The organism is Bradyrhizobium sp. CCBAU 51765 (assembly GCF_015291725.1).
GTDB classification, from domain to species: Bacteria; Pseudomonadota; Alphaproteobacteria; order Rhizobiales; family Xanthobacteraceae; genus Bradyrhizobium; species Bradyrhizobium liaoningense.
In genome coordinates, this window is sequence record NZ_CP030038.1 from 3,360,777 (window position 1) to 3,386,750 (window position 25,974).

A 25,974-nucleotide genomic window follows, 5' to 3' on the forward strand; every position below is an offset into this window, starting at 1 on the left:
GAATGTCCTACACGATCGGGTTCCAGGCCAAGGACCAGAAGGCCATTCTGGCGACCGAGGCGGCCACCGCCAACCAGGCCGTCGCCATCGTTGCTGCGCTGCGGCAGAGCGCCGACGAAATAAAGTTCATCCGCTCGCCGCAGGAAGGCGAGATGGGCATCGAGATGCTGCTGCTGCTCGCCAAGGAAGAGGCCGAGGAGATGCCGAGCGGGCGTAGCCCGCTGTCGCCCCTAATCTAGACTGCGGATGTCCGGGGTCTTGCCGCAAGCGGGACTGACCTCGCACGGCTTTCGACCGATATTTTCGATCAGCGCGCATCCCGCGCCAGTGCGCGCGGCTTTGCCTCGACCTTTCCCGCCGTCAGTGCCATCGTCGCGACGCTGACCACGCGCGCGACCACGTCCTCGACGTCGTCGAGGTCGCATTTGCCTTCAGACAGCTTCGTCAGCCGTTCGCTCTCGCGGATGGTGTGGTGCGCCATCGCGAGCGCGAAGTTGAGGCCCCAGTAGATATCGACCTCGCTGCGCTCGGGCAGGGCGCGGCGCATCGCGCCGGCGAATTTCCGCAAATGGTCGATCTCACGGTTCTTGATGCGGCGGATCGGTGGCACGGATTCGATCGAGGCGCGGATCATGAAGCGCGCGGCGGTAGAGCGCTGGTTCTGCGGGCCAAGGCAGCCGCGCAAGGTCGGCCCGACCAGCGCGCGCAGGATCACCTCGATCGGCGCGCGGCCGCCGCCTTGCTCTTCCGCCGCCTTCAGTTCGCGCAGGCGCTCGCGGTTGGTCGCGATCGAGCGTGTGACGAACAGCTCCGCGATCAGTTCGTCCTTCGAGCCGAAATGATAGTTCACCGCCGCCAGGTTGACATTGGCCTCCGCGACGATGTCGCGCAGCGTCACGTCGCCGAAGCCGCGATCGGCGTAGAGCCGTTCGGCGGCGGCGAGAATGGCAGACCTCGTATGATCGCTGGCCATGACCTTGATCCCGTCATTCCGGGGCGACGCGTTAGCGTCGAACCCGGAATCTCGCGCCACATCTCGAGATTCCGGGTTCAGCCCTGCGGGCTGCCCCGGAATGACGTCGTGAGCGAGGGAGTTGCAATTCAAACAGTTGTATGAAACTATCGTTTGAAGGTCGGGAAAAGTCAATCCGCAATCGGGACTCGTTCGCAACTGCGATGGGTTCCGGTGCGCCTCGCAGCTTCGCGCATTCGCGCTTGCGGGCCGCGCGCGGCGGGAGGACAGTCCGGCACAAAAGGGTTTGCGAGAGAGAAAACGAGGAGCGTCCCATGGATTTTGATCTGTCCACCAAGCAGAAGGAATGGCTCGATCGCGTGCGGTCCTTCATGGCCAAGCACGTGCGCCCGGCAATGCCGATCTACGACCAGCAGGACAAGAGCGGCGACCGCTGGAAGGTCATCCCGATCCTGGAAGACCTCAAGAAGAAGGCAAAGGCCGAAGGCCTCTGGAACATGTTCATGCCGCCGAACGAGCATGAAGATGATGAATTCCGCGGTGCGGGATTGACCAATCTCGAATACGCGCTTCTTTCCGAAGAGATGGGCCGCATCACCTGGGCCTCCGAGGTGTTCAACTGCTCCGCGCCGGATACCGGCAACATGGAAGTGTTCATGCGCTACGGCACCAAGGAGCAGAAGCGCAAATGGCTGCGTCCGCTGATGGACGGCGAGATCCGCTCCGCCTTCCTGATGACGGAACCGGCGGTCGCCTCGTCGGACGCGACCAACATCGAGACCCGCATCGAGCGGGACGGCGACCACTACGTCATCAACGGCCGCAAATGGTGGTCGTCCGGCGTCGGTGATCCCCGCTGCAAGATCGCGATCCTGATGGGCAAGACCGATTTCAAGGCGGCCAAGCACCAGCAGCAGTCGCAGATTCTGGTTCCGCTGGACACGCCAGGCATCAAGGTCGAGAAGATGCTGCCCGTGTTCGGCTTCGACGACGCCCCGCACGGCCATGCCCAGGTGCTGCTCGAGAACGTGCGGGTGCCGAAGGAGAACATCCTGCTCGGCGAAGGCCGCGGCTTCGAGATCGCGCAGGGCCGCCTCGGCCCCGGCCGCATCCATCATTGCATGCGCACCATCGGCAAGGCCGAGGAGGCGCTGGAGAAGATGGTGAAGCGGCTCACCTCGCGCACCGCCTTCGGCAAGAAGATCGTCGAGCACAGCGTGTGGGAGCAGCGCATCGGCGAAGCCCGCACCAACATCGAGATGACGCGTCTCTTGTGCCTCAAGGCGGCCGACATGATGGACAAGGTCGGCAACAAGACCGCGCAGGCCGAGATCGCCATGATCAAGGTCGCCGCGCCCAACATGGCGCTGAAGATCATCGACGAGGCGATCCAGGCATTTGGCGGCGCCGGTGTGTCGGACGAGGCCGGCCTTGCCAAGGACTACGCCCTCATCCGCACGCTCCGTCTCGCCGACGGTCCGGACGAGGTGCATAATCGCGCCATTGCCAGGCTCGAGGTTCGGAAGTATGCAAACTCTCCCAATCATTGAGAGGGAGAGCCGGGAGGCGCTCCCGATCTGAAGAAACGACAGGGCATGATGCAGTGACCGCTTGACGCAAGTGCGTCAGCGGTTACCGATTAGGATCATGTTCGGACTGAAGAGGGAGCGTCACCGTGGCTGACGGCGTCAGGAAAGACGAGGAGTTCTCGGGCACCAAGCCGGTCGAGGAGCGGCATCGTTTCGACGAGCTGCGGCTCGAAGCGTGGATGCGCGAGCATGTCGAAGGTTTTGAAGGCCCGCTGGTCGTGCTCCAGTTCAAGGGCGGCCAGTCCAATCCGACCTATCGGCTCAACACACCGAAGCGCTCCTACGTGATGCGCCGCAAGCCGTTCGGCAAGCTGCTGCCGTCGGCGCATGCGGTCGATCGCGAGTATCGCGTGATCGCGGCGCTCGGCAAACAGGGCTTTCCGGTCGCGCGCGCCTATGCGCTGTGCCAGGACGACAGCATCATCGGTGCCGCCTTCTACATCATGTCGATGGAGGAGGGCCGCGTGTTCTGGGATCCGACGCTGCCGAGCCAGGCGCCGGACGACCGGCGCAAGATTTTCACCAGCAAGATCGAGACGCTGGCGAAGCTCCACATGTTCGATCCCGTTGCGATCGGCCTCGGCGACTTCGGCAAGCCCGGCAACTACTTTGCACGCCAGATCGATCGCTGGACCAAGCAATATCGCGCCTCCGAGACGCAGCACATTCCGGAGTTCGAGAAGGTCGCCGAATGGCTGCCGAAGACGGTGCCGGAGCAGGCGCGCGTCTCCATCGTCCATGGTGACTATCGCCTCGACAACATGATCTTCCACGCGACGGAGCCGCGCGTGCAGGCCGTGCTCGACTGGGAACTGTCGACGCTCGGCGATCCCATGGCCGACTTCACCTACCTGTTGATGCAGTGGATCATGCCGGGCCTCGAGGGCGCCGACCTCAAGGCGCTCAACATCCCGACCCTGGACGAGGCGGCGCAGATCTACTGCAACGTCACAGAGATGACGGTGCCTGATCTCAACTGGTACTTCTCGTACAATCTGTTCCGTCTCGCCGGCATCACGCAAGGAATCGCCGGCCGCGTCCGCGACGGCACCGCGGCGAATGCCAAGGCGCTGGAATCAGCCAAGCGCACCGTGCCGCTGTCGAAGGCCTCATGGGAATACGCGCAGAAGGCGGGCGCGGTGTAGGACGAAAAAGGCGCGACCGACGTGGCCGCGCTTTTTCTTATTGGCGTGCACAACTCTCGTGTCCCGGACGCGGTGCAGCACGAAGTGCTGCTCCGCAGAGCCGGGACCCAGTCACGTCGCCGATATTGCCTACGCGTTCTTACAATACGCGATCAGCTTTTCCACGAAGCCTGCGCATTTCTCCAGCTCCGCCATCTCCACGAACTCGTCCGGCGTATGCGCCTGCGCGATCGAGCCCGGGCCGATCACCACCGACGGGATATCGGCTATGCTGGAGAACAGGCTCGCCTCGGTGCCGAAGGCGACCTTGGCGTGGTCGTTTCGCCCCGCAAGGCTTTTCGCCAGCGTGACGATTGCGGCATCGGCGGCCGTGTCGAGCGCGGGATAGTCGAGGATCTCCTCGAAATCGATGCCGCAGTGGGGATTTCTCGCCTTCATCGCGGGCTCGAGTTCGGCCTTGGCCCAGGCGACGATCGCATCCGTGACTTCCTTGGACTCAGTGATGCCGATGCCGCGGCATTCGAAATCCACCGTGCAGGTGTCAGGGACGATGTTCAGTGCCGCGCCGCCGTGCACGATGCTGGTGAGCAGCGTCGAGTGCGGAACGTCGTAGAGGCTGTCCGTCGATCGCGTGGCCGCGAGCGCTATGGCGCGGCGGCGGATCTCGACGATCAGCTCCGCCGCATATTCGATCGCGTTGACACCGTCAGGCGCGATCGAGGAGTGACGGGCGAGACCATGGAACGTCGCTCGCACGCCGTGCTTGCCCTTGTGGCCGATGATGACCTGCATCTGCGTGGGCTCGCCGATGAAGGCGCCGAGTGGCCTGACCCTCTTCTTCGCGACCTCGCGCAGCATCGGCCGCACGCCGACGCAGCCGATCTCCTCGTCATAGGAGATCGCCAGATGAATCGGTGTCTTGAGCCCGGCCTCCAGCATCTCCGGCACCATGGCGAGGCACACCGCGACGAATCCCTTCATGTCGGTTGTGCCGCGGCCATAGAGCTTGCCGTCGCGCTCCACCAGCTTGAACGGATCATGGCTCCAGTCCTGGCCCACGATGGGCACCACGTCGGTATGGCCCGACAGCACCATGCCGGGACGATCCTCCGGCCCGATCGTGACCCAGAGCGCGGCCTTCTCGCCGGTCTCGTCGACGATACGCTCACCCTTGATGCCGAACGCGCCGAGATAGTTTTCGATATGGGCGATCAGGGGCAGGTTGGTGCGGTCGCTGATGGTGTCGAAACCGACGAGGTCGGCGAGGAGTTTTCGGATCCGTTCGGGTCTTGAGCTTAGCATTGTCTCGTTTTTGTCGGAGGAAGATGGAGGCTGGAACGCTTGCAGGAACCATACCAATGTGGCGCCCGGTCGAGCAAATCAACATCGCAACGGTCGTTCCGGGGCGATGCGTAGCGAGCCCGGAATCCCTCGGGCCGCATCGCGCGCGGTAAACGGATTCCGGGTTCGCGCCGTCGTCGCGCCCCGGAATGACGAGGGAGGAGCTACCAGACCTTGCGGCGCCCGTCGGGCAAAACGCCCAAACCATCGGTCAAGACGCGTCGCCGAAAATATTCCACTTTACCGAAATTCGGAAACGGCGTATGTGTCGCCGCAACCCGGCCCATGGAAGAGGGGCGTATCGCGATCGTCACGAACGCGGGCCGGGCGGCGGTGGACGCAGATGGCGTTGGCGCGAACGGGCTTGTAGGGCGGGCAACCGTGAGCAAGGTCGTCGCGCATACGACCGGTGCCATCAGCGTACGGCAAAATCGTGTGGTCCTGGCGCCCGGGGTCTGTGCGCCAAGTGTTGCGGTGATGCGTGTTTCCCAACCGGGCGATGCGCATCAGCCATCCGCAAGGCGACGGGGGCAATAGTGCATCGCTCCCCGGGGAGAGCACGACATAAGCCGTCAAACCACTGCGCAGGGAAGGCCGGGATGTCCTGGCTACACCTGTATGCCGCTGTGCAGCTTCTTACCACGCAGATTCGCACAGTGGACCTCGGGTGCCAGCGGGCTCCCGGTCTTCCCTGCGTCCTCTTTCATTTCAGAGGGTGAGACATCGAAACAAAGCTCGGGCGAGATCAGCCGCGAGGCTGCGAAACTGTGTCTGTTGGGGTTGTAGGATGGGTAGAGCGAAGCGAAACCCATCATGGTCCAGCGCGGAGGAAGCGTTGATGGGTTTCGCTTCGCTCTACCCATCCTACGAACCAGAGGCGCGATGCTGCCACTCACGCACTCCGTCATTGCGAGGAGCCCTCGCGACGAAGCAATCCAGAAGTCTTTCCGCGGATGCATTTCTGGATTGCGTCGCTGCGCTCGCAATGACGCTGTTGATGCCGTCGCGCCAAGACGCCCGCTCTCGTGCCCCGGACACAGCGCAGCACTCCCGGCGATGCGAAGCATCGTCCGGTGTGGTGCGCTGCAGAGCCGGGGCCCATGTTGCAGCGAGCCGTGTCGCTTCCTGGGTCCCGGCTCTGCGCCGCACCGCTTACGCGCTGCGTCGCGTCCAGGACACAGGAGTGTACGAACTAAACCGGCTTGCCCGTATACGGCATCGACGCCGTGAGGCCGCCGTCGACCGGGAACGCCTGGCCGTTCACATACGACGCCTCGTCGCTTGCCAGGAACAGCCCCATCGCCGCGAGCTCGTGCGGCTGTCCCGCGCGCTGGAGCGGGTTGAGCTGGCCGATCTTGTCTTGGGTGCCGCGCTCCTTGGCGCGGTCGAAGATCGGCTTGGTCATGCCGGTTTCGATCAGGCCGGGGCAGACCGCATTGATGCGCACGCCGGTGCCGGTGAGCGAATAGGCGGTGGTCTGTACCAGGCTGATCACGCCGGCCTTGCTCGCGGCATAGGGATGTCCGCTGGCGCCGGCCTTGAGGCCCGCGACGGAAGCGGTCAGCACGATCGCGCCGGAGTGCTGCTTGACCATGTGCGGCATCGCGTATTTCACCGCGAGAAACGGCCCGATCAGGTTGATGCGCAGGATCTCCTGCCAATGCTCCACCGTCTGCTCGGCGAGCGGAACGAGCCCGCCGGAGATGCCGGCATTGGCCCAGATCACGTCGAGCCGGCCATGCGCCTTCATGGCCTTGTCGATGACGGCGATGACGTCCTTCTCGGAGCCGGCATCGGCCATCATGGCTTCCGCGATGCCGCCGGCCTTCTTCACCTCGTCGACGGTCTCCTTCACCGCCTCGGTGCGATCGACTGCGATCAGCTTGGCTCCTTCCCTGGTGAACAGCAGCGCAGCTGCGCGACCGATGCCGCTGCCCGCGCCGGTGATGATGACGGATTTGCCTTGCAGGCGGCCCATGCGTTTCTCCCTTTTGCTCGCGCGCGACGCTTGCCGCGCGACGGAATTTCAAACAAGATTTCAAACGGTAAAGTGTCTTGAGACACGTTCGCTACTGACGTACAGCGACATCAGACGGGATGGAAGGGTTTCGATGGCAGGTGCAGACAAGCCAAATGTGGTCGTCACGCGATGGTGGTGGGTCCGTCACGCGCCGGTGCGCAATGACGGCGGCAACATCTACGGACAGTCCGACATCGCCTGTGATACCAGCGATACCTATGTGTTCAATGCTGTTGCCAAGGTGCTGCCACGCACGGCGCTCTGGTATTCGAGCAATCTGATGCGCACCCACCAGACCGCCGAGGCGATCTGGGCGGCCGGCTTCCCGAGGCCCGCGTCGATGAAGCGGGAGGTGGACCTCGCCGAACAGAACCTCGGCCGCTGGCAGGGCATGAACCGGGCCCAGTTCATCGCGAGCCGCCCCGTCGGCGCCAGCTGGTTCGCCGACATCAACGAGCCCGCGCCCGGCGGCGAGAGCTTCATGGACCTCTACAACCGCACACGCCGCACCATCGAGCGGATCAACGCTGAGGCGGCAGGGCAGGACATCATCGCGGTCGCGCATGGCGGCACGATCAAGGCGGCGCTGGGGCTCGCGCTCGACGGTCAGCCGGAGCGGGGGCTGTCGTTCGACATCGACAATTGCTCGGTGACGCGGCTGGACTATTTTGCGAGTCCCGAGCGCACCGTCTGGCGGCTGCCGATGGTGAATCAGCAGCCGTGGATTGCGGATGCTGCGCATGCAGCGATGCACCAGCCGGCGGGGCCGGAAGTCAAGAAGCTCGCCTGAAGCGGCTGTCGCTCGCGCGAGCGATATCAGTTTCGGGCCAATCAAATCGTACTCAGGGAGAGACACATGACCTTGTTCGACATGAAGGGAAAAGTCGCCGTCATCACGGGATCGACGCGCGGCATTGGGCTTGCGATCGCCGAGCGCATGGCCGAGCACGGTGCCAAGGTGGTGATCTCCTCGCGCAAGGCCGACGTCTGCGAGCAGGTCGCCAAGGGGATCAACGACAAGTTCGGCAAGGGTACCGCGGTCGCGGTCGCCGCCAACATCTCGTCGAAGGAGAATCTGCAAAACCTCGTCGACGAGAGCAACCGCGCCTTCGGCAAGATCGACGTGCTGGTCTGCAACGCTGCTTCGAACCCGTATTACGGTCCGCTCGCCGGCATCTCCGACGATCAGTTCAGGAAGATCCTCGACAACAACATCGTCGCCAACAACTGGCTGATCTCGATGGTGGTGCCGCAGATGATCGAGCGCAAGGACGGCTCCATCATCATCGTCTCCTCGATCGGCGGCCTCAAGGGCTCGACCATCCTCGGTGCCTACGCGATCTCGAAAGCCGCCGACATGCAGCTCGCGCGCAACCTCGCCTGCGAATACGGCCCGCACAACATCCGCGTGAACTGCATCGCGCCGGGCCTGATCAAGACCGATTTTGCCAAGGCGCTGTGGGACAATCCGGAGAACCTGAAAGCCTCGACCTCGCGCTCACCTCTGCTGCGCATCGGCATCCCCGACGAGATCGCCGGCGCAGCGGTGTTCCTGGGCTCCAAGGCCGGCGACTTCATGACCGGCCAGACCATGGTGATCGACGGCGGCGCGACGATTAGTTGACGCGATAGAGCGTAGAAGAGGCACGCAGCCCACCCAACAACCGGTGTCATCGCCCGCGAAGGCGGGCGATCCAGTATTCCAGAGGCCTTCGTTGGAGAGTTCGCTCTTACTACATCCGCCGTGGCGTACTGGATGCCCCGGTCAAGCCGGGGCATGACAGTGAGTGTGGGGATGCAGCGTCGCGCGTAAGCGCCGCCTCACTCCACCGCCGCGTAAACCAGATCCCGCACCAAGGTCCGCGTGTAGTCGCGCTGTCCTGGCCCTTGCGTCATGAACACCGCGAACAGATCCTCCTTCGGGTCGATCCAGAAGAACGTGCCGGCGATGCCGCTCCAGAAATACTGGCCGACGCTGCCGGGGAAGGGCGCGATGCCGGCCTCGCGGCGCACGGCGAAGCCGAGACCGAAGCCGTGGCCGGGCGACAGCAGGGTGCCGTTGACTGCAACGCCTGGCCCGAGGTGATCGGAGGCCATCAGCTCCAGCGTCTTGCGGCCGATGACCCTGTTGCCGTCGAGCGTGCCGCCATTGCGCAGCATCAGGCAGAAGCGCGCATAGTCCATCGTGGTCGAGACCAGACCGCCGCCGCCGGACTCCATCACCGGCTGCTCCAGCATGTTGAACAGCGCGACCTTGTCGCCGGTCCAGGGATCGGCCGCGAACGGCTCGGCGAGCCGGCCGGCATTGGCCTCGGATGTGGAGAAGCCGGTCTCGGCCATCTGGAGCGGCGCGAGCACGCGCTCGGTGAGGAATGCGCCGAGCGACTTGCCGCTGACGACCTCGATGATGCGGCCCAGAATGTCGGTGGAGCGGCTGTAGTTGAACTCCGCGCCCGGCTGGCAGACCAGCGGGAAGCTCGCCACCAGTGCGGCGTGCTCGGCGTTGCTGATCTTGCGGCTGCGGACGCGGGACTCCTGGTAGAGCTTGTGCACGGGGCCGTCGCCCTGGTGCTCGTAGGTGAGGCCGGAGGTGTGGCGGAGCAGGTCCTGCACGGTCATGGGCCGCGTCGGGGGCACCAGCTCCAGCTTGCCGTCCTTGACGACGCCGACCTTCTGGCTCGCAAATTCCGGGATGAATTTTGCGACGGCGTCGCTCAGCAGGAGCTGGCCATCCTCGACCAGCGCCATGATGCCGACCGAGACGATCGGCTTGGTCATCGAGAAGATGCGGAAGATCGAATCGCGCGCCATCGGTGCGGCGTCCGCCGGGCTCTGCCTGCCGAGCGCCTCGAACCAGCCGATCTGGCCGCGCCGGGCCACCAGGACGGTGACGCCGGGAACGGTTCCCTTGTCGATCTCGCGCTTGAAAGCGTCCGACATGGCCTGGAGACGGGGACGCGACAGCCCGAGCGTCTCGGGGCGCGCATCCGGCACAGGCGGGGTCTGGAGCGCGGTCGTGGCCTGTGGGGCGGCTGTGGCGGTCGCTGTCGCGGTCATGGGCACTCCCGGTTGTTTTTGTTATCGCCAACGGACTGTGGCCCAGAAACCCCGGCACAAACAAGCGAAGCCGGCGCGGTTCACCCTTGCAAACCGGCCGTCCCTTGTGCTTGAAAGCGCCCCTGATCCGCGGTGACGCGGGTTCGTAGGAGTGTAGCTCAATTGGTAGAGCACCGGTCTCCAAAACCGGGGGTCGCAGGTTCGAGCCCTGCCACTCCTGCCAGTAAAATCAGTCACTTAGACGAGATGCTGGCGGGGTAGGGACAAGGCGTCCCTCGTACGAATCACCGAAAGCCGGTCCAAATATCCGAGGTCCCGCGCCGAGGCCCGCGGGGCACGCCTCAACGCGCGAGGGTCCGCTCCGCGTCGGAGGGAATCTGGCTGAAATCGACGTTCCGAATGGGAACGCGGCGCAGCAGAGAGACGATGGTGCCGACGAGTTCGAAATAAGTACGCAGCCGCAGCGCGCGGGACGATCCCTTCAGCTCCGCGTTCAGGCTCACGGGCACCTGGACGTAGGTCAAGCCGAGCTGGAGCAGAGAGATCAGCGCGCAGATCTGATAGCCGTAACCGTCGGCCTTCACCGCGATCTGGCGCAGCCATTTCACGGGATAGACGATCATGCTGTGGTAGTCGGACAGCCAGAAGCCGAACAGGCAGTTCAGGATGAACCGCAGCGAGTGCGATTGGAGAGAGCGGTTGATCGAGCGGTCCGACTGGTTGTCGCGATAGGTGATGACGAGGTCGGCGGCGCCCGCCGCCTTGAACATCCGGGCGATCCCTTCGTTTTGAAAGGCGTGATCGCCGGGAATGAGCGTGATGGCATCGAACTTCGCGCGCGACAGGGCGAATTCGAAGCCGGCGCCGACACCCCGCCGTTCGGCGTTGTGATGCACGATGATGCGTGGCTCGCCGGCCGCGAACTCGTCCATGATCGCGCCGGTGGCGTCGGTGCTGCCGTCGTCGATCAGGAAGATCTCGAAATCGTCGAGCAGCTCGCGGGCGAGCGGCAGCACACCGTCGATGGTGTCGGCGATCTTGTCCTGCTCATTCAGTGCAGGGATGACGATCGTAAGCCTCTTTGCCGCCCTGGAATGTGTCATCTTATGCCGCCGTTGCCGGCCACCCTTGACTGGTAGAACCCTGGCGCAACTCTAGGTCATCTGAGCCGAGCGAACAATGTGGCTCCCGGACATGATCCACACAACCGGACACGAAAGGCGGGATGTGTGTGTTTCGCGCAACTAGTCGGAAAAATCGTAGAGACCGGTATCGCCAATGCCGAAGGCGCGGCGCAACCGTCCGATGCGGCCTGCCATATTCCGGCCCGCCGCCGTCGCCCTGAAGTGCGAATCGACCGGCTCGACCAGGCCGCCATCGACCAGGTTCCCAATTCGTCCTCGGAAGAGATCCGGAACCTGCCTTTCGGCGATCTCCAAAACCGGGGCCCTGCGGCCGGGCCGGTCGACGAGTCCGCGCAGGATGTCCAGGGAAACCGATTTATACACCGCGCCAAAGGCGAAAACGTAAGCCATGACGCAAAATCCGAAAATCGACGCGGCGTTCCAATACTGAAATTGCGGGACGGCGAAAATTCCGAGCATCACGCCGAGACCATGCGAGACGACCGCGGCGATCGCGAGCAGGATCACGGGTCCGAGCGCCCATGCGCGAGCGCGGGCCATGAGCTGCAAGGCAGGCGCCAGCAGGGCGAAGACGATGACGGCGACAAGTCCGACAGCGAAAGACATTGTGCCGCTCACCGAAGACCCGTCGACAGGCGAACGAGTTTGACCAGCTGTGCGACCGCGACCCCCTTGGCCGTTGGGGCCAGCCGGCCGTCCGCCGTCACCACGAGCCCCGAGCTGATCAGGAGTTTCAGGCGGTTGTGCGCGAAGGTGCCGAGGTCGCCGCCCTGCATGTAGGCCGCAGCCCATTGGTCCAAAGTGAGGGGACGTCCGATCTTGACCAGCGCCGTGAGCAGCGTGACCGTAAAGCCCCAGGCCAGCAGGCTGAACAGGATGTAGCAAAACATCATCGCCGTCGCCAACAGAAGCAGACCACCAAGCACGTCGTCGACGTGGCGTTGACCTGGAAGCGCGATACAGGCGATCGCGAAAAACACGACGACGCTGACGCAGGCCAGCCTGAAGCGGCGGCCGGATCCGCCGGTGGCGGCGATGCGCGCGTAACACAGCAACAGCAGTGGAAAGGCGATGCTGAGACCAATCGCAGCGGCCTGCGCCGGGCCCGGTAGCATGTTCATTGCGTAAATCGCCCCGGACGCCTCTCAGGCCCAGCCAGAGCGAAAGTCTATAGGAGGTCGCATTTTTCCGGTCAAGAGAGCCCGGCGCCCCGGACTTGCGGTCGTCTCACGGGCGTGCCAATCGTGTATCGCGATGCCATTCCTCCATCCGAGAGTCTTGACCTCGATTTGAATGACGCTGGCCATGCGCTCGACAGCGAAGGGTGCCGCAGCTAAAGCGCGATCATGCTTTGCCGCTAGCCCGCCGCTTCCAGGCCGTCTCTGCAAGCGAGATGTCGGTCACTGAGTCCGCGCCGGAGGCCAAGGGTATTCTTCGCTCGACGATATCGGTGACGAAGGCATCGGCTTGGCGCCGAAACGCCCAGCTGGTTGCGCGCACCAGCCGAGTTGATTCGCCGTCATGATCGACGATGACCTGCGCCTCCTGTTTGCCGAAGGGGGCGGGCAACTCGATGGTCACCGCACCGCGCTCAAAATCGATCGTCAGTCCTTCGCGCCAGGCGCCTTCGGACCCATTCACGAGATCCAGCGTGCAAGGGATGCCGTCGAAGTCGAGGGTCATGCACGCGGCTCCGGAGGTCTCGATCGAGCTTTCGGCGAGCGTCGGCGATGGTCCGAGCAGGTAGCGCGCCAGATTGATGATATGGCTGAAGACATTCAGAAAATTGTCGTAGCCGAGGCGCATCGCGCGCGGCATCCAGTCGGGACCATCCTCCCAGAGTTCGAGCCCGTCGGGACGCGCTTCGCCGGTCATCACGAAATTGTCCTGCGCCCGGCCCGTGTCGCCGCCGAAGCACCAGCCTCGCGCGGCGACGATGCGTCCTAGCGACTGGTCTGCGCGGATGCGCGCCAACTCGGCCAGCGCGCGTGCCACGCCGGCATCGTGTCGCTTCATATAACCGATGCTGTAGATGAGATCCTGTCGCCGCGCGGCTTCGACCAGTGTCTCGGCTTGAACCGTCGTGTAGGCCATCGGCTTTTCCGACAGCACGTGGCGGCCGCTGTTCAACGCGTCCAGGACGATCGGCCCGGTCGCGCGCCGCTTCGTCACCACGACCACGGCGGACACCTCGCTGTCCGCAAGCAATTCCCGGTGCGTGCCGTAGACCCGCGAGATGCCAAACTTCTGCGCCGCGGCGGCAGCGAGATCCGGCCGGAGATCGGCGATCGCGACGACGCGGCAGGCGGGATTGGCAGCGAAATTGGCGAGGTGGCACATCTGGCCGACCATGCCCGTCCCGATGATGCCAATGCCTGGCTTCACTGGCTATGATTCCTTGGAGCGCTTTCGGATGACGAGGAAGTGCGCCGGCTGCCCCCAGGTGTTGATGAACGCCGGATCCGTCTGGGTGAGGGCGGTGACCGCGGACGCATCCCGTCGCAAGATCGCGCCAAAAATGCGATGGAAACTGTCGAGCGTTGCCGTGATGGATTCGATGTCGGCAGCATCGTCGGCGAGAATGTCCGTTGTCCGGATCGTCTCGCGCAGGGACGCGAGGCTCGCGACCACGCGCGGCAGGCTCTCGCCGAAGGGATGGTCGATCATCGCATCGACATCGAGAACCAGCGTCTCGATCGATGCCGAGATCGCCTCCACTGCATCGGCGTTGCCCACCAGATAGAGCTTTCGTCCGCCAAGGAAGCTCAGGCGGCTACGGTCGAGATGGCGCGCCGCGCGCCGCAGCTTCTCGTCGTTGGACAGAACCTTCTTGTGCCAGTAGACGTCCAAGCTGTCGCGATAGGCTGGCCATGCCGAATGGATGTCGAAACCCTGTTCATGCGCCGTCGTGCACAAGGCCGCGGCGTCGAGGAAGTACCGATGCCGGACGAAGGGATTTTCGAGCACGTCCATCAGCCAGGATTCGAAGCTGCGGGTGTGCGGAATGCTGCTCCATTTCGCATCGAACAGCATTCTCGCCGTCTCGAGCGCAGGACGGCCGGTCAATGCCTTGCCGGCAGCATGGATCGCCTTGAGCGCGAGCTCGAAGAATCCGCCATGGCGCTCGTAATACGACACGACGGCGTAACCGTCGGGGTTGAGCAGCCGGTGGAAGACGCCGAGCCAGTTTTCGGTCGGCTGCACGGTGTAGATGAACCCTTCGGCATCGATGATGTCGAACCCGCGGTCGCTGCGGAATCCCTCGACATCGGCGAGTGCAAGCTCGCGGAGACGTTCGGTCAGGCCGAAATGAGCGAAATAGGCCTGGATCTTCGGGTGTGCATGCCGGTTCGGCTCGGCGAGCGTCATGTTCGCGCCCCAGCTCGCAAACACCAGAGCGTTCTCGCCGGAATCAGGACCGAATTCGAGCACCTCGGCATTGCGGAACAGCCGCGGTGGCAGCACCAGCTTGTGCGAGAACAGTTCGCGCCGCTGGCCGCCGTAAGCCTCGAGCTCGGCGGACGACTTGAAATTTCCGAACGTCGGCAGAACGTCCTGACGTTCGTAGTAGTTGAAGAGCTTGTCCTCAACCATGCGGCGACCCTGCGGCCGCCTCGAGACGGTCGAGCTCGCTCCAGATGTCGGAGGGTGCGAAGATCGAAACGACGTGCAGCGGCCGCTTCACATTCTCGCGCAGCCGGCTGCTGACCTTGGCTTCGTTCTCCTGGTTCACGGCGAGAAGACAGACGAGCGGTCCTGACTTGCTGGCGAGATCCGCCGGCGAGCGGATCGGAATGCCAGTGCCGGGCAGGAACAAGCCCTGGCGCTCCTTCTGATCGTCGACAGAGAGGTCGACGACATCCGCCAGCTCGTGGGCGTTGGTGAAGGTGCAGGCGCGGCAGCCGGCGCCGTAGATGGCGATCTCGGCACCATTGGCCCGGGCCTTCGCGAGGATCGGACGAAGGCGCGCGCCGTATTCCCGTGCGCGTTGACCGAATTTCTCACCGACCCCGGACGGCGCAGGCGGCGGCGTCACGCGGCCCTCGGCACGACGGGCCGCGATGGCGAGGCTGCCGCCGCTGAAATTGTACTTCTTCACGGACACCGCCTCGAAGCCGTGGCGCGCCAGCAGAGCGAGCAGGGTCGGTTCGGTGAAATAGCTGACGTGCTCCTCCCAGAGCACGGAAAGATCGCCTGCTGCCGAGCCGGGGGCGAAATCAGGCACGTCGATGAACAGCAGCCCATCCTCACGCAGCGCGATCTTCACGCAATCGAAGAAGTTCTCGAAATCGACGATGTGTTCCAGCACCTGGCGCGAGACGACGAGGTCGAACTTGCCCGCCTGGGCAACGGCGTCGTGACACAGCGCCGGGCTGATCATGTCGGAATAGACCTTGATGCCACGCTCGCCGGCGATCTTGCCCGACACTGGGTTGGGCTCCACGCCCACCAAGACCTTCGCGCCGCGCTCGCGCAGCTTGTCCATGAACAGGCCGTCGTTGCATCCGATCTCGAACACGGATTGATGCTTCGAGAACTTCGCGATGGTGTCGAGTTCGTCCGCCTGGTGCGGCTCCGGCTTCCAGCTGCTGAAATTGTAATTGAATTGGCGATACAGAATTTCGGGATCGATCGGCTTGACGATCTGCGGCAGGCCACACTCGCCGCAAGCCAGCACCTCGAACGGATACCGTTCCTCCTGCTCGTTTCGGCTGTGCCGAAGCCTATGTGCAATCGGCATCAGGCCGAGGTCGATGACCGGTCGCAGGTTGGTCGAATGGCAAAGGCGGCAATGGTCGGTCACTGATTATTCTCGCATTTGAGCGGGTCTGACGAGGCGACCTTCGATGAAAGCCGGCGCGGGCGGCAACGAGACGGTCCCGGATACATCATATCCGGGTTGCGCGGAGCATTCCTCCGGCCGATGCGTCCTCGGCCAAAGCAGGTAGCAGCCGTCGATGGGTCTTGCAAGACGTGCCGCCCCCCATCAATCGGAGGTGGATACGGCCAGCTATGTGCGCTCTCAAGAGCCGCGAGCACGGCCGAGGTCAATGCCGCCGCTCATAGAGTGTCAAATTACCCCTGGTCTCCACTGCCACGAAATCTCGCTTGATCCGCTTCATGACCTCTTGGACATAGGGATACTCAGGCCTGCGCTCCACCATGCTATCATAAAACAGCCGGTCCGCCGGGTTCATCGAGCGATCCAGGAACCGCGCGTCAAAGGACACCAAGAACGGCATGAAATAGGCCAGTGGCGCCCGATGGGCCTGCGCCAGATGGGCCCAATCCCTGAGGGCGATGACCAGGACCCTCTCGTCTGGCCTCGTTTTCTCCTGGATGAACTTGGTCTCAGTCTCGGTGATCTGGTCAAGGTCCTCCTGCCACGTGACTGGTGGGCTCGAGACGAATGGCCACCTCAGAAGGCTGGGATAAGTTGCATACGATCTCAGGCCGTAGAGGTGGGGATTGTTCTTGTCTTGCACGAACAGCAGCGCAAGAACGGTCGCAACGGCCGCTATGGCGCCTGCGGCTCTTCGGAACGATGGTTGCCACCCGGTTGAAAACTGGCGGATCCACCAAGCCGAGACGATCACCAGCGGCAACGCGTTCTGGTGCCAGACAGCGTCCAGCGTCCGGTTGACCCATTTGATCATCAGCGCCATGCCAATCATCGACAGCGTCAGCAGAAGCCCGGTCACGAACCGGTCATGCCAGGAATCAGAGGGCCGTGACAGCCGGATCGCGGCCCAGCCGACGGTGATGCATCCGACGATCTGGAGCGGCAGATTGTAGATGATGCCCCAGCCCAAGTCCCATTTGATGGGCGTGCTTCCCCATCCCGTTCCGTAGAGTACGAGTGGGCGGAAGCACTCGATCAGAAAGTCCAGGGAGAAGGCTCTCGCGCCGAACAGCACCAGGCACATCAAGGTTGCGGTGACGATCGACGTGACTGCGAACACGAGGGCATTGCGATAGCTCGGGAAGCCTCCGGCGATCGCGGCGACGAAGGTACCGGTCACAAGGAAGAACAGTCCGATCTCGGTCTGCCAGAGCAGCGAGACAGCGCACATGATGGCCGACATGATCAGCCATGTGAGGCGCCCGGGAGCGGTGCAGTGCAGGCTGATGGCGAGCGCAAAGACGATCAAGAGAGGAAATCGCGTCGGGTAGGCAGACGGCGAGTAGAACTGGCCGGTTGTGGAGAAAGCCAGCACGGCGAGAGCCGTGATGATGGCGATCGCGGCAAGCCTCGACCGGATCAAGTAGTTCAGAAGAAAGTAGGCCTGAACGTAGGTCGCGAGCGTGATCGCGATGTTCAATCCGACCGCTCGCATCGCCGCCGATTTCCAGCCATCTCCCATGATGAGATGAAAGAACCAGCCGAGCGCGGGGCCGTAATGCGAATGGAAGTCCAATCCCGGAACGAGACCGGGGGCATAGCCGTAAAGCGCCGGACCGATGAAGTAGCTTACCTTGTGCGCTTCGTCCCTCACGGCCGCTGTCAGGCCTTCGAGATCGGAGGGGATCAGCAGCAGGGCAAGGAATATGATCGCGAGCAGATCGGCCGCTCCCACGCTGAACCGGGTGTCGGTCGAGGGTTTTGCAGCAGGAAAGTAATTGTTGGCGCCTCGATTGAGGGCGACGGTGATGGCCGCGGCCGTTAGCATGGCGATCGCGATTCCGGGGCTGCCCGCATCGTTGGCGGCGTCGAGTGCAAGGTAGACGAAGCTCGCCGTGATGGTGCTCAGTGTAAGCGAGCCCGATGATCGATGCGTCGCATACAATACAGCTGCGGCCGCAATCGGCCCGGACAGGAAGAACGAGCCGTAGAACGCCTTCTTGCAGAAGTCGCAATTCTTATCTGCCAAGGCCATATCGAAGCCTTCGACGAAATTCGATTGAAACGACGGAAGGTGATTTTTCAACAGCAGCAGCACCACGTAGGCGACGGCGCATCCCAGCAGGGCGGCCACAACTGCTCTGGCAGCGATCGAGAATTCCCTTGTGTACTCCACTAGGAGATCTCGAGGCTGGCTACGATCGAAGTCGCGGAGGAGGCTGCGTCGAACACAGCGTAAAATCTAACTCTCTCTGAAATCACGTCCAGTCCCCAATTGCCTCAACTTCCCCTTGCGCCGCGCTTCTACCACCACAGCGTTCCTTGAACAATCCCGCGAAGCCCGTGGTTGCCTCCGGCATGGCATGTTGCGTTCGGAATGTCGGGCGTTGGAACTCTTCATGGCTGACGGCATGCCTGTTCATTTCGGGCAAAAAGTCCGGCGCCGTGCGTGCCGGCTCGATCATCGCAACGCGCGGTTTAGCGAACTCCAGAGGCGGCACCTTCACATGCCGGGGCGGGGAGAGCGAGCAACCAGGCCGACGCACGGACGCCGGGCCGGTTGCAAGGTGGCCGATACTCGGCTCTCGCCAAAGGCGCCGGCTCTCCGTCCTTCAGCTGCACCAGTTCACCGCGGCCTTCCGTGGCCGAGAGGCTGTTTCCGAGGACCGCTGTCAGCAATGCGACGAAGCCAATGTCGTCGGGCCGCGGAAGTCCCGGTGCTGCGCGATAACGCCAGGTCTCGCGGCGGGGCGGACAAGGAAAGGTCTCGAGATACGAAACCGGGCAGTTGCCGTTCACGACGAAATGAGGATCGGTGAAATCCCCGCAATAATCAGTATAGACGAACGACCGCTCTCGATTTGCATCGCGCAATATCATCTGGGCCACGTTCATGTCATTGGCGCCAAGGCATCGTGAGCGGAACGAGAACACGTGCGAATCCTCGACCTGGAGCTTCACCACCTTTGGTCCGGGATCTGCGAGCAAAGCTGCTCGAACTTGCCGCAGCATGTCGCTACTGAGCAACCCGTCGTAGAGCAGCCATTTGGAATCGTGAGCCAACGACAATGCGAAGATCGCGATTAAGCCTCCCGCGACCGCCGCGCGTACGCGGAATCCCGGAATTGCCTGTAGAACAGTCGCAATCAGGATCAAGACGCCAAACTGCGAGGGAAAGAGCAGCCTCGACTCGCCCCGCGTCACGTCGCCATAAATTCCGGTAAGTGCGTAGGGCAGCGCGCCAATAAGGGCAATCGCGCCTCCCAACAACAGCAGCAGAAGTGTCGCATTCCTGGTCGAGCGGCTGTTCAGCACCCAAGGCGTCCACAATGCTCTCGAAGAGAACAGAGCAAACACGGTGATCGCGGCCAATGTCAGTACCACGGAAGCAGGAAGCCCCAGCAGCGCGAACCCGTAAGAGTAGGCGTAGCTTAGGCCGTGCGGGAAGGCCATGAGATGAGCATAAAGCGCATTGCCTATGATCGTGAAATCGTTCGCGAAACTATATTGTCCGGCGTAGTGACCGCTCTTCCCCAGTATTGTCAGTCGCAGAACGATCATGGCTGCAACAGCCAGCCAGAACGGTACAAGACGCGCGAGCTTCTGCCTCCAATGCTCGGGGCTAGACCACGCAAGCACGACGCGGAGCGGTTCGAGGGCGATCAGTGTCTCGAGCGACAACGAGAAAAGCAGACTAAATGGCGCGCCCCATCGAAGCGCACGGACCTTCGAATAGGACAGCTCATAGGACAGCAGATAGAAAAGCAGGAAGAAATCATAGACCGCATTCTGAGTCAGGCGAATTGCATAGAACGGGCTGAGCAAGAACAGGGCGGTAACGAGTGCCGCGATCATTCTTGTGATAGAAGAGCGCGATAGGACAGAATAGAGCAATATGCCGTTCACAAGGTGGCAAGCGAGTCCAGCGAAGCGGGCGGCGACGTCGGGAGTATCGTTCAGCAGCCAGACGAACAGCGTCATAGGAATCGCGAAGCCAGCGTGTGCGGACTCCCACAGCACGCGGGCAACGCCGGATGTGCCTTCGGTCCAATAGATGTAATAAACGGTCCAGTCGTCGCCGAAGACCTCGCGCGCGAGCAGTGCAGGTGCGCTTGCAATAGCAGCAAGAGCGAGGGCTGCGTAGACAAATCCAATGCCCGGCCGGGATCGCTGTCGGAGAGCCGCTGTCGCCGTCATGCGGAAATCATCGGAATTGGCAGAATCGTCCATCGTCCCTAGGCCTTGCCTCAGCCGCCTCGATGTTCTGCAGCGAGCGCGCCGATTTTCGTGACATAGTCCTGGACCGCGGCAGTGTCGCTGCCATCGGGGGCCCAGTCGGGGAACGCGGTGCGGGCGGGATCGAACGGGCCAGCGGTGGTTTCGTGAAACACCAGCCACTCCGAAGTGATCAGGATCGAGTGGTAGACCTTCTCGGGCATCCGGTAATAGCAGACGGCGCCATGACCGTAGGGCGCCATCTCGAGCACGTCGCGAATGCGGCCGTCATCCTCGAAGATCACGACCCTTGCGGTGCCCTCGATCACGTGGAACGATTCAGGTTTGCCGAAGTGCTTGTGAGGCCGCACATAGGCCTCGCGATGATGCACGATCAGCATCTCGTGCAGGCCTGACGAGGGATCTGGATGCGTGCACAGCCGGCTGCGCAGACGCGGGTTGCCGGCGGCGATCCGCTTCAGCTCCGCGATCGTGGCGTCGTCCGCCGTGACGATCGCGTCGTCCGAATAGTACACTTCCGGATTTTGCGCGCGCAACGAGGTCGGCCGGCGCAGGCCTGCTTCATTCGAAGAAGATGAACCCATGGTCGCCCCGATACCCGCATTTGTCATAGATCCAGGCCCACGTTTGCGGACCGTGGAAGCTCAGGCAGGTGAGCTGCCAGTAAAGCAGATTCGCCTTCTCGCGCTCGTTGCGGAAGGATTCGACCATCAGATATTTCGAGGCGCCGCGTCCGACGCGCTCGATCTCGGGCACAGCGCGGAAGACGTCCTCGAGCGAAAGATTGTGCAGCACGCCGAGCGATACCACGAGATCGAAGCTTTGATCGGGATAGGGGAGCTCGACGGCGCTGCCGACCGTCAACTGCGGCCGCACCTCCTCCTTGGCATTGGCGATGCCGTAGTCGGAGATGTCGAGGCCGGCGATCCTGAGGTCGGGGACGAGCTGGGTGAACTCGTAGAGCAGGTAGCCCTTGCCGCAACCGACATCGAGCACGCTCATGCCCGGCTTGATGCCGTAGCGATCGATCAGGGTCTGGGCCAGCGGACGCCACCGGCCGTCATAGCGATAGCCGCCGTAGCCGTAGCGCCGGTCACCATCCCAGTAGTCGCGCCCCCATTGCCGCGCGACGGTAGCGGATTCCGCCTTGTCGTGCTCGACCACGCGCTGGACGTAGTTCCGCTTGGTCGATGCGTGCATCGGCTGTAGCAGGTTGATCTCGGCCATGATCGTCAACCGCTCCGCGCCATCGTCACAGAATGGTCGCGAATTTATTGACGAGCAGGATGTCCTCGATGGCCTGGATGTCCTTCTGCGACGACAGCGTGATCTCCTCGACCGCTGCGTGGAGGTCGCAGCCCTCGCGCAGCACGCGGTCGTAGATCTGCCGCCGCCGCGCCTCTTCGGGCGGCAGCATGAAGATGCTGTAGAGGATCAGGCCGCGCAGCCGCGGCAACTCGTCCAGGATGTCCTCGAGCACCATGTAGCTGCCGGGCATGGTGTGTTCGGCGGCGCTCAGCAGATAATGCAGGTTCTTGCGCCGCGCGTAGTCGCGGATCACGATGTTCTGGACGTGTTGCGGGGTGCGGCTGCCGTTCAGCGGCCGGGCGCCGATATAGCCGCGATGGCCGGCTCGCTCAGCCATGGAAGCCTCCGGGCAGCTTGTACTGCATGCCGACCCGCGTCGCCGGGCGCAGCAGGATAGGCTCGAAGAACTCGCCGAAGCGCTTGTCCGCGTAGGGCGACATGATGCTCTTGAAGCGGCAATTCATGCTCCAGCGCGTGCCGGCTTCCTCGTTGACGCGATTGCCGTGCATCAGGGTCTGGTTGAACAGCATGACGTGACCGTAGGGGATCTCGATGAAGGTCGCGTGCGGCTTGATGGTCTTGTACAGTTCCTCGGCGCTTCGCAAGGCTGCCATCCGGTCCTGCATCTCGCCATTCAGGGACGGCGGCAGCAGATACATCGATTTGCTGCGCTGGACATCGACCAAGGGCACCCAGACCACGACCTCGAACGGCGAATCGCCGGACCAGACGTCGGAATGTGTGGCGAGCAGCGACGAACTGTCGCCGGGGAGCTGGATGCTGAGATTGACGCGGCGCTGCATGCAGAGCTCGTTGCCGACGATGGTCTCGATCGTCGAGCGCGCCAGACGAAAGTAGGTCGGCCGGAACCACGGTTCGGCGTTGAGGCCGTTGAAGACGTGCAGCCGCAGGCCGTTGAGATCATCCACGCTCACCCGCGTGTGGATGGTATCGAGCATCGCGTAGGGATCGTTGCTGTGCGGCAGCTTGAGATAGTCCGCCGCGAGTTCGGCGGCACGACGCTGGATCCGGTCGAGGCCGGCGCGATCGTCGGCCGGCGTGGTGACGAAGCCATCGTCGATGAAGCGCTGCGCCAGCGCCTGCTCGTCGGCGTGCAGGAAGTCCGTGTCCGTCATGCAAAATACTCCCGGGCGGTCGCGCAAATATAGCTGATGTCGGAGGCCGAGAGGAACTGGTTGATGGGGAGGGTGAGGATCTGGTCCGCCTGCCGTTCCGTCACCGGGAACGCGCCGCGGCCATGACCCAGATGCGCCGCCGCCGGCTGTAGGTGGATCGGGACCGGATAGTGGATCGCGGTCTCGATGCCCTTGTCGGCAAGATATTTCTGGAAATCGTTGCGACGGTCGGTCTGCACGACGAAGGTGTGGAAGGTGTTGAACTCGATGTTGCGGCAGGGCGGAATGAACAGCGGCAGGCCCGCGAGCTCCGCGCGGTATTGCGCTGCGTTGCGCCGCCGGCGTTCGATCACCGACGGCAGGTGACGCAGCCGAATGCGCAGCACCTCGGCCTGAAGCGTGTCGAGCCGCGAGACGATGCCCCATTCCTGGACGTCGCTGCGGTTGATCAGGCCGTGATTGCGGAGCCGGCGGATTCGCGCGGCGAGCTCGGCATCGGCAGTGACGAGGAAGCCGGCATCGCCCGCGGCGTTGAGATTCTTCAGCGGGTGGGCGGAGAAGCAGCCGAATGTTCCGATGGTGCCGCTCATCCGGCCGTCATAGGTCGAGCCGACCGCCTGGGCGCTGTCCTCGATCACGGCGAGCGCGTGCTTGTCCGCGATCGCCATCAGCGGGGTCATGTCGGCCATGCGCCCGGTCAGATGCACCGGCATGATCGCCTTGGTCCGCGGGGTGACGGCAGCCTCGACCGCGGCCGGATCGATGTTCTGGTCCGGCAGCACGTCCGCAAACACCGGCGTGGCGCCGACCGCGATGATCGCCGCGGTCGATGCCACGAACGAATTCGGCGGGGTGATGACCTCATCGTCCGGGCCGATGTCGAGCGCCCGCATGGCGAGGATCAGCGCGTCGGTGCCGGAATTCAGCGTCACGACATGCGAGGAGCCGAGATAGGCGGACAATTCCTCCTCGAGCTTCGCAACCGCCGCGCCGCCGATGAAATCGCCGCGCTGGAAGACGCCCTCGACCGCCTGTATGATCTCGGCGCGTTCTTCCTCGAATTGCGCGGGAAGATTGACGTAGCCGATGCGCCTGCGGCCGGTGTCAGCGTCCATGGCAGAACTTCCTGACGGTCTCGATGACGCGGTCCTGCTGTGCGCGCGTCAGATGCTGGTCGACGGGGAAGCTGATGACTTCCTTGGCATGGCGATCGGTGACCGGGAAGGTGCCGGGCGCGTAGCCGAGATGCTTGAGGCCTTCCTGCTGGTACAGCGGGATCGGATAGTGGATCTTGGCCTCGATGCCGTTGTCCAGGCAGTATTTGTAGAGCTCGTCGCGGCGCTCGGTGAACACCATGTAGAGATGGTAGACGTGCTTCACGTTGGGCCGGCGCGGCGGGATGCGCAGGCCGGGCAGGCCGGCGAGGCCCGCGTCGTAATAGGCCGCGTTCTCGATCCGGCGCCGCGTGATCTCGCTGGTCTGGCCGATCAGCCAGTTGCCCACGACCGCCTGGAGAGAATCGAGCCGCGAGTTGCAGCCGAGGATCGCGATCTCGTCGCGGTTCTTCATGCCGTGGTTGCGGATGAGGCGGAGTCGCTCGTTCATCCCGTCGTCATTGGTGACGACCACGCCGGCATCGCCCCAGACGTTGAGGTTCTTGAGCGGATGCAGCGAGAAGCCGGCCGCGATGCCGTGGGTGCCAGAGCGCTTTCCGGCGAACTCCGACAGGATGCCCTGGCAGGCATCCTCGACGACTGGAAGATTGTGGCGCTGCGCGATCGCCATCAGCTTGCCCATGTCGGTGACCTCGCCGGTCAGCTGAACCGGCATGATCGCCTTGGTCTTCTCAGTGATCGCGGCTTCGACATGGTCGACGTTCATGCAGAAGGAATCGTCGCAATCGACCAGCACAGGCGTCGCGCCGGTCTCCGCGATCGCGCCGACGGTGGCGATGAACGTGTTGGCGGCGGTGATGACCTCGTCGCCGTGGCCGATGCCGAGCGCCTTGAGCGGCAGCTTGAGCGCGTCGGTGCCCGATCCGACGCCGATGGCGTGACGCACGCCGATCAGCTCGGCAAAGCGTTTTTCGAATTCGGCGACGGGCTTGCCAAGGGTGAAGTCACCGGTCGCCACCAGCCGGCCGATCTCGGCCAGGATCGGAGCGGGGTCGGCGAATTGCTCGAGCAGATAGGAATATCGAACGTCGTACATGTGACCCGTCAGGTGGAATGAAGTTGAGGAGAGGAGGTGCGCGAGGCGGCGAGCGCATGCTCGATCGACGTCGCAATCGCACCAGCGGAAAGGCCGTGCTTCTTCAGGAGCGAGTCCTGCGAGCCGTAATTGTGCATGAAGCGGTCCGGTAGCGACAGACGCAGCATCGCAGGGAAGCCGGAGCCGAGCTTGTCGATCAACGCCTCCGCGACCGCGCTGCCGAGGCCACCGGAAGGCACGTGCTCCTCCAGCGTCGCCACGAGCCTGGTGCCGCGGATCGCCTGCAGCAGGGCCGCGGTGTCGAGCGGCTTCACCGTATGCATGTGCAGGATACCGGCGCGAATGCCTTGTGCGGCCAGCAGATCGGCCGCGGCGATGGCGCGCTGGAGCATGATGCCCGTGGTCACCATGAGGACGTCGCCTTGCGGGCGCATCAGGATGGCCTTGCCGATCTCAAAGCCGTGCTCGGCCTTGGAAACGACGGCATCGCCGCCCTTGCCGAGCCGGATGTAGATCGGACCTTTCCAGTCGAGCGTCTGCTCCATCATGCGCGCGGCCTCGTCGGCGTCGCACGGGCAGATCACCGTCATGTTCGGCAGCGCGCGCATGATGGCGATGTCCTCGATCGCCTGGTGCGTTGGGCCGAGCGGCGCGTAGACGAGCCCGCCGCCATTGGCGATCAGCCGGACCGGCAGATTGTGCAGGCAGAGGTCGACCGCCACCTGTTCGTAGCAGCGGCGGGTGAGGAAGGTCGCGATGGTGTTGACGTAGGGCACGAAGCCCTCCATCGCGAGGCCGGCCGACATGCCGATGATGTGCGCTTCCGAAATGCCCTCGATCAGATGGCGCTTGGGAAACTCCTTGCTCATTGCGCGCAAGGTGCCCGCGCCGGGATCGGAGCCGATGTAGAGCACCCGCTCGTCGCGCGCGGCGAGCTTGTGGACCATGTTCATCGCTGTGTTGCGCATGG

General features: G+C 63.4%; 24 protein-coding genes and 1 tRNA gene. 6 read left to right on the top strand and 19 right to left on the bottom strand.

What is annotated here, in order from left to right:
- Positions 1-2: 2 nt before the first annotated feature.
- The gene (locus XH96_RS16065) at positions 3-239 is read left to right on the top strand and encodes a hypothetical protein (protein ID WP_194393327.1); all 237 of its coding nucleotides are present in this window, start codon (positions 3-5) and stop codon (positions 237-239) included.
- Between the two features lie 68 nt (positions 240-307).
- Here the strand turns inward: XH96_RS16065 and XH96_RS16070 are convergent, their stop codons facing one another.
- Positions 308-973 (bottom strand): TetR/AcrR family transcriptional regulator, encoded by a 666-nt coding sequence (locus XH96_RS16070; RefSeq protein ID WP_194393328.1) that lies wholly within the window; start codon positions 971-973, stop codon positions 308-310.
- Between the two features lie 314 nt (positions 974-1,287).
- On the opposite strand from XH96_RS16070, the gene XH96_RS16075 reads away from it, so the two are divergent.
- Together XH96_RS16075 and XH96_RS16080 are read left to right on the top strand one after the other, a co-directional pair.
- Positions 1,288-2,523: an acyl-CoA dehydrogenase family protein gene (locus tag XH96_RS16075; protein WP_194393329.1), complete on the top strand. Its 1,236-nt coding sequence runs from the start codon at positions 1,288-1,290 to the stop codon at positions 2,521-2,523.
- A gap of 125 nt (positions 2,524-2,648) precedes the next feature.
- Positions 2,649-3,707 carry a phosphotransferase family protein gene (locus tag XH96_RS16080; protein WP_194393330.1) on the top strand — a complete coding sequence of 353 codons (1,059 nt, stop codon included), beginning with the start codon at positions 2,649-2,651 and terminating at the stop codon, positions 3,705-3,707.
- 129 nt (positions 3,708-3,836) lie between these two features.
- On the opposite strand, the gene argE is transcribed toward XH96_RS16080, so the two are convergent.
- A complete protein-coding gene (argE, locus tag XH96_RS16085; RefSeq protein WP_194393331.1) occupies positions 3,837-5,009 on the bottom strand; it encodes an acetylornithine deacetylase in 1,173 nt (390 codons plus the stop codon).
- Between the two features lie 1,231 nt (positions 5,010-6,240).
- Positions 6,241-7,026, bottom strand: coding sequence for an SDR family NAD(P)-dependent oxidoreductase (locus XH96_RS16090; RefSeq protein ID WP_194393332.1), 786 nt, complete (start codon positions 7,024-7,026; stop codon positions 6,241-6,243).
- Between the two features lie 133 nt (positions 7,027-7,159).
- On the opposite strand from XH96_RS16090, the gene XH96_RS16095 reads away from it, so the two are divergent.
- Both XH96_RS16095 and XH96_RS16100 read left to right on the top strand, forming a co-directional pair.
- Entirely contained in the window at positions 7,160-7,858 is a 699-nt protein-coding gene (locus XH96_RS16095) for a histidine phosphatase family protein (RefSeq protein ID WP_194393333.1), read from the top strand.
- Between the two features lie 66 nt (positions 7,859-7,924).
- On the top strand, positions 7,925-8,692 hold the full coding sequence (locus XH96_RS16100) for an SDR family NAD(P)-dependent oxidoreductase (RefSeq protein WP_025037031.1): 768 nt from the start codon (positions 7,925-7,927) through the stop codon (positions 8,690-8,692).
- A 197-nt stretch (positions 8,693-8,889) separates the two neighbouring features.
- Here XH96_RS16100 and XH96_RS16105 read toward each other — a convergent pair whose 3' ends face one another.
- Positions 8,890-10,125: a serine hydrolase gene (locus XH96_RS16105; protein ID WP_194393334.1), complete on the bottom strand. Its 1,236-nt coding sequence runs from the start codon at positions 10,123-10,125 to the stop codon at positions 8,890-8,892.
- A gap of 147 nt (positions 10,126-10,272) precedes the next feature.
- Here XH96_RS16105 and XH96_RS16110 point away from each other — a divergent pair.
- Positions 10,273-10,348, top strand: a tRNA-Trp gene (locus XH96_RS16110).
- Positions 10,349-10,466: 118 nt separating this feature from the next.
- Here the strand turns inward: XH96_RS16110 and XH96_RS16115 are convergent.
- The 15 genes from XH96_RS16115 to XH96_RS16185 form a co-directional block, all read right to left on the bottom strand.
- Positions 10,467-11,228, bottom strand: a complete 762-nt coding sequence (locus tag XH96_RS16115; RefSeq protein ID WP_194393335.1) for a glycosyltransferase family 2 protein — start codon at positions 11,226-11,228, stop codon at positions 10,467-10,469.
- Positions 11,229-11,369: 141 nt separating this feature from the next.
- Complete coding sequence (locus XH96_RS16120; RefSeq protein ID WP_246790170.1) at positions 11,370-11,810, bottom strand: hypothetical protein; 441 nt, start codon at positions 11,808-11,810, stop codon at positions 11,370-11,372.
- A gap of 74 nt (positions 11,811-11,884) precedes the next feature.
- Complete coding sequence (locus tag XH96_RS16125; RefSeq protein WP_194393337.1) at positions 11,885-12,391, bottom strand: hypothetical protein; 507 nt, start codon at positions 12,389-12,391, stop codon at positions 11,885-11,887.
- A 223-nt stretch (positions 12,392-12,614) separates the two neighbouring features.
- A complete protein-coding gene (locus XH96_RS16130) occupies positions 12,615-13,655 on the bottom strand; it encodes a Gfo/Idh/MocA family protein (RefSeq protein WP_194393338.1) in 1,041 nt (346 codons plus the stop codon).
- Between the two features lie 3 nt (positions 13,656-13,658).
- A complete protein-coding gene (locus XH96_RS16135) occupies positions 13,659-14,864 on the bottom strand; it encodes a class I SAM-dependent methyltransferase (protein ID WP_194393339.1) in 1,206 nt (401 codons plus the stop codon).
- Complete coding sequence (locus tag XH96_RS16140; RefSeq protein WP_194393340.1) at positions 14,857-16,074, bottom strand: class I SAM-dependent methyltransferase; 1,218 nt, start codon at positions 16,072-16,074, stop codon at positions 14,857-14,859. Before XH96_RS16140 ends, XH96_RS16135 begins: the two co-directional genes overlap by 8 nt.
- Positions 16,075-16,318: 244 nt before the next feature.
- Complete coding sequence (locus XH96_RS16145) at positions 16,319-18,247, bottom strand: hypothetical protein (protein ID WP_210337890.1); 1,929 nt, start codon at positions 18,245-18,247, stop codon at positions 16,319-16,321.
- A 344-nt stretch (positions 18,248-18,591) separates the two neighbouring features.
- Positions 18,592-20,343, bottom strand: a complete 1,752-nt coding sequence (locus XH96_RS16150) for a hypothetical protein (protein ID WP_194393342.1) — start codon at positions 20,341-20,343, stop codon at positions 18,592-18,594.
- Between the two features lie 17 nt (positions 20,344-20,360).
- Complete coding sequence (locus XH96_RS16155; RefSeq protein WP_194393343.1) at positions 20,361-20,933, bottom strand: WbuC family cupin fold metalloprotein; 573 nt, start codon at positions 20,931-20,933, stop codon at positions 20,361-20,363.
- The gene (locus XH96_RS16160; RefSeq protein WP_194393344.1) at positions 20,911-21,576 is read right to left on the bottom strand and encodes a class I SAM-dependent methyltransferase; all 666 of its coding nucleotides are present in this window, start codon (positions 21,574-21,576) and stop codon (positions 20,911-20,913) included. Before XH96_RS16160 ends, XH96_RS16155 begins: the two co-directional genes overlap by 23 nt.
- A 25-nt stretch (positions 21,577-21,601) precedes the next feature.
- A complete protein-coding gene (locus XH96_RS16165; RefSeq protein ID WP_194393345.1) occupies positions 21,602-21,994 on the bottom strand; it encodes an LIC12192 family sporadic carbohydrate cluster protein in 393 nt (130 codons plus the stop codon).
- Entirely contained in the window at positions 21,987-22,793 is an 807-nt protein-coding gene (locus XH96_RS16170; RefSeq protein ID WP_131867549.1) for a sporadic carbohydrate cluster 2OG-Fe(II) oxygenase, read from the bottom strand. Before XH96_RS16170 ends, XH96_RS16165 begins: the two co-directional genes overlap by 8 nt.
- Complete coding sequence (locus XH96_RS16175; protein ID WP_194393346.1) at positions 22,790-23,908, bottom strand: DegT/DnrJ/EryC1/StrS aminotransferase family protein; 1,119 nt, start codon at positions 23,906-23,908, stop codon at positions 22,790-22,792. The genes XH96_RS16170 and XH96_RS16175 overlap by 4 nt, the downstream gene beginning before the upstream one ends.
- A complete protein-coding gene (locus tag XH96_RS16180) occupies positions 23,898-25,004 on the bottom strand; it encodes a DegT/DnrJ/EryC1/StrS aminotransferase family protein (RefSeq protein WP_194393347.1) in 1,107 nt (368 codons plus the stop codon). The genes XH96_RS16175 and XH96_RS16180 overlap by 11 nt, the downstream gene beginning before the upstream one ends.
- Positions 25,005-25,012: 8 nt before the next feature.
- On the bottom strand, positions 25,013-25,972 hold the full coding sequence (locus XH96_RS16185; RefSeq protein WP_194393348.1) for a transketolase family protein: 960 nt from the start codon (positions 25,970-25,972) through the stop codon (positions 25,013-25,015).
- Between the last annotated feature and the right edge of the window lie 2 nt (positions 25,973-25,974).

Coding starts and splice junctions, on each gene's coding strand:
- XH96_RS16065 (WP_194393327.1), top strand. CDS start 3: ATGTCCTACACGATCGGGTTCCAGGCCAAGGACCAGAAGGCCATTCTG.
- XH96_RS16070 (WP_194393328.1), bottom strand. CDS start 973: ATGGCCAGCGATCATACGAGGTCTGCCATTCTCGCCGCCGCCGAACGG.
- XH96_RS16075 (WP_194393329.1), top strand. CDS start 1,288: ATGGATTTTGATCTGTCCACCAAGCAGAAGGAATGGCTCGATCGCGTG.
- argE (WP_194393331.1), bottom strand. CDS start 5,009: ATGCTAAGCTCAAGACCCGAACGGATCCGAAAACTCCTCGCCGACCTC.
- XH96_RS16090 (WP_194393332.1), bottom strand. CDS start 7,026: ATGGGCCGCCTGCAAGGCAAATCCGTCATCATCACCGGCGCGGGCAGC.
- XH96_RS16095 (WP_194393333.1), top strand. CDS start 7,160: ATGGCAGGTGCAGACAAGCCAAATGTGGTCGTCACGCGATGGTGGTGG.
- XH96_RS16100 (WP_025037031.1), top strand. CDS start 7,925: ATGACCTTGTTCGACATGAAGGGAAAAGTCGCCGTCATCACGGGATCG.
- XH96_RS16105 (WP_194393334.1), bottom strand. CDS start 10,125: ATGACCGCGACAGCGACCGCCACAGCCGCCCCACAGGCCACGACCGCG.
- XH96_RS16115 (WP_194393335.1), bottom strand. CDS start 11,228: ATGACACATTCCAGGGCGGCAAAGAGGCTTACGATCGTCATCCCTGCA.
- XH96_RS16120 (WP_246790170.1), bottom strand. CDS start 11,810: ATGGCCCGCGCTCGCGCATGGGCGCTCGGACCCGTGATCCTGCTCGCG.
- XH96_RS16125 (WP_194393337.1), bottom strand. CDS start 12,391: ATGAACATGCTACCGGGCCCGGCGCAGGCCGCTGCGATTGGTCTCAGC.
- XH96_RS16135 (WP_194393339.1), bottom strand. CDS start 14,864: ATGGTTGAGGACAAGCTCTTCAACTACTACGAACGTCAGGACGTTCTG.
- XH96_RS16150 (WP_194393342.1), bottom strand. CDS start 20,343: ATGGACGATTCTGCCAATTCCGATGATTTCCGCATGACGGCGACAGCG.
- XH96_RS16155 (WP_194393343.1), bottom strand. CDS start 20,933: ATGGGTTCATCTTCTTCGAATGAAGCAGGCCTGCGCCGGCCGACCTCG.
- XH96_RS16160 (WP_194393344.1), bottom strand. CDS start 21,576: ATGGCCGAGATCAACCTGCTACAGCCGATGCACGCATCGACCAAGCGG.
- XH96_RS16165 (WP_194393345.1), bottom strand. CDS start 21,994: ATGGCTGAGCGAGCCGGCCATCGCGGCTATATCGGCGCCCGGCCGCTG.
- XH96_RS16170 (WP_131867549.1), bottom strand. CDS start 22,793: ATGACGGACACGGACTTCCTGCACGCCGACGAGCAGGCGCTGGCGCAG.
- XH96_RS16175 (WP_194393346.1), bottom strand. CDS start 23,908: ATGGACGCTGACACCGGCCGCAGGCGCATCGGCTACGTCAATCTTCCC.
- XH96_RS16180 (WP_194393347.1), bottom strand. CDS start 25,004: ATGTACGACGTTCGATATTCCTATCTGCTCGAGCAATTCGCCGACCCC.
- XH96_RS16185 (WP_194393348.1), bottom strand. CDS start 25,972: ATGCGCAACACAGCGATGAACATGGTCCACAAGCTCGCCGCGCGCGAC.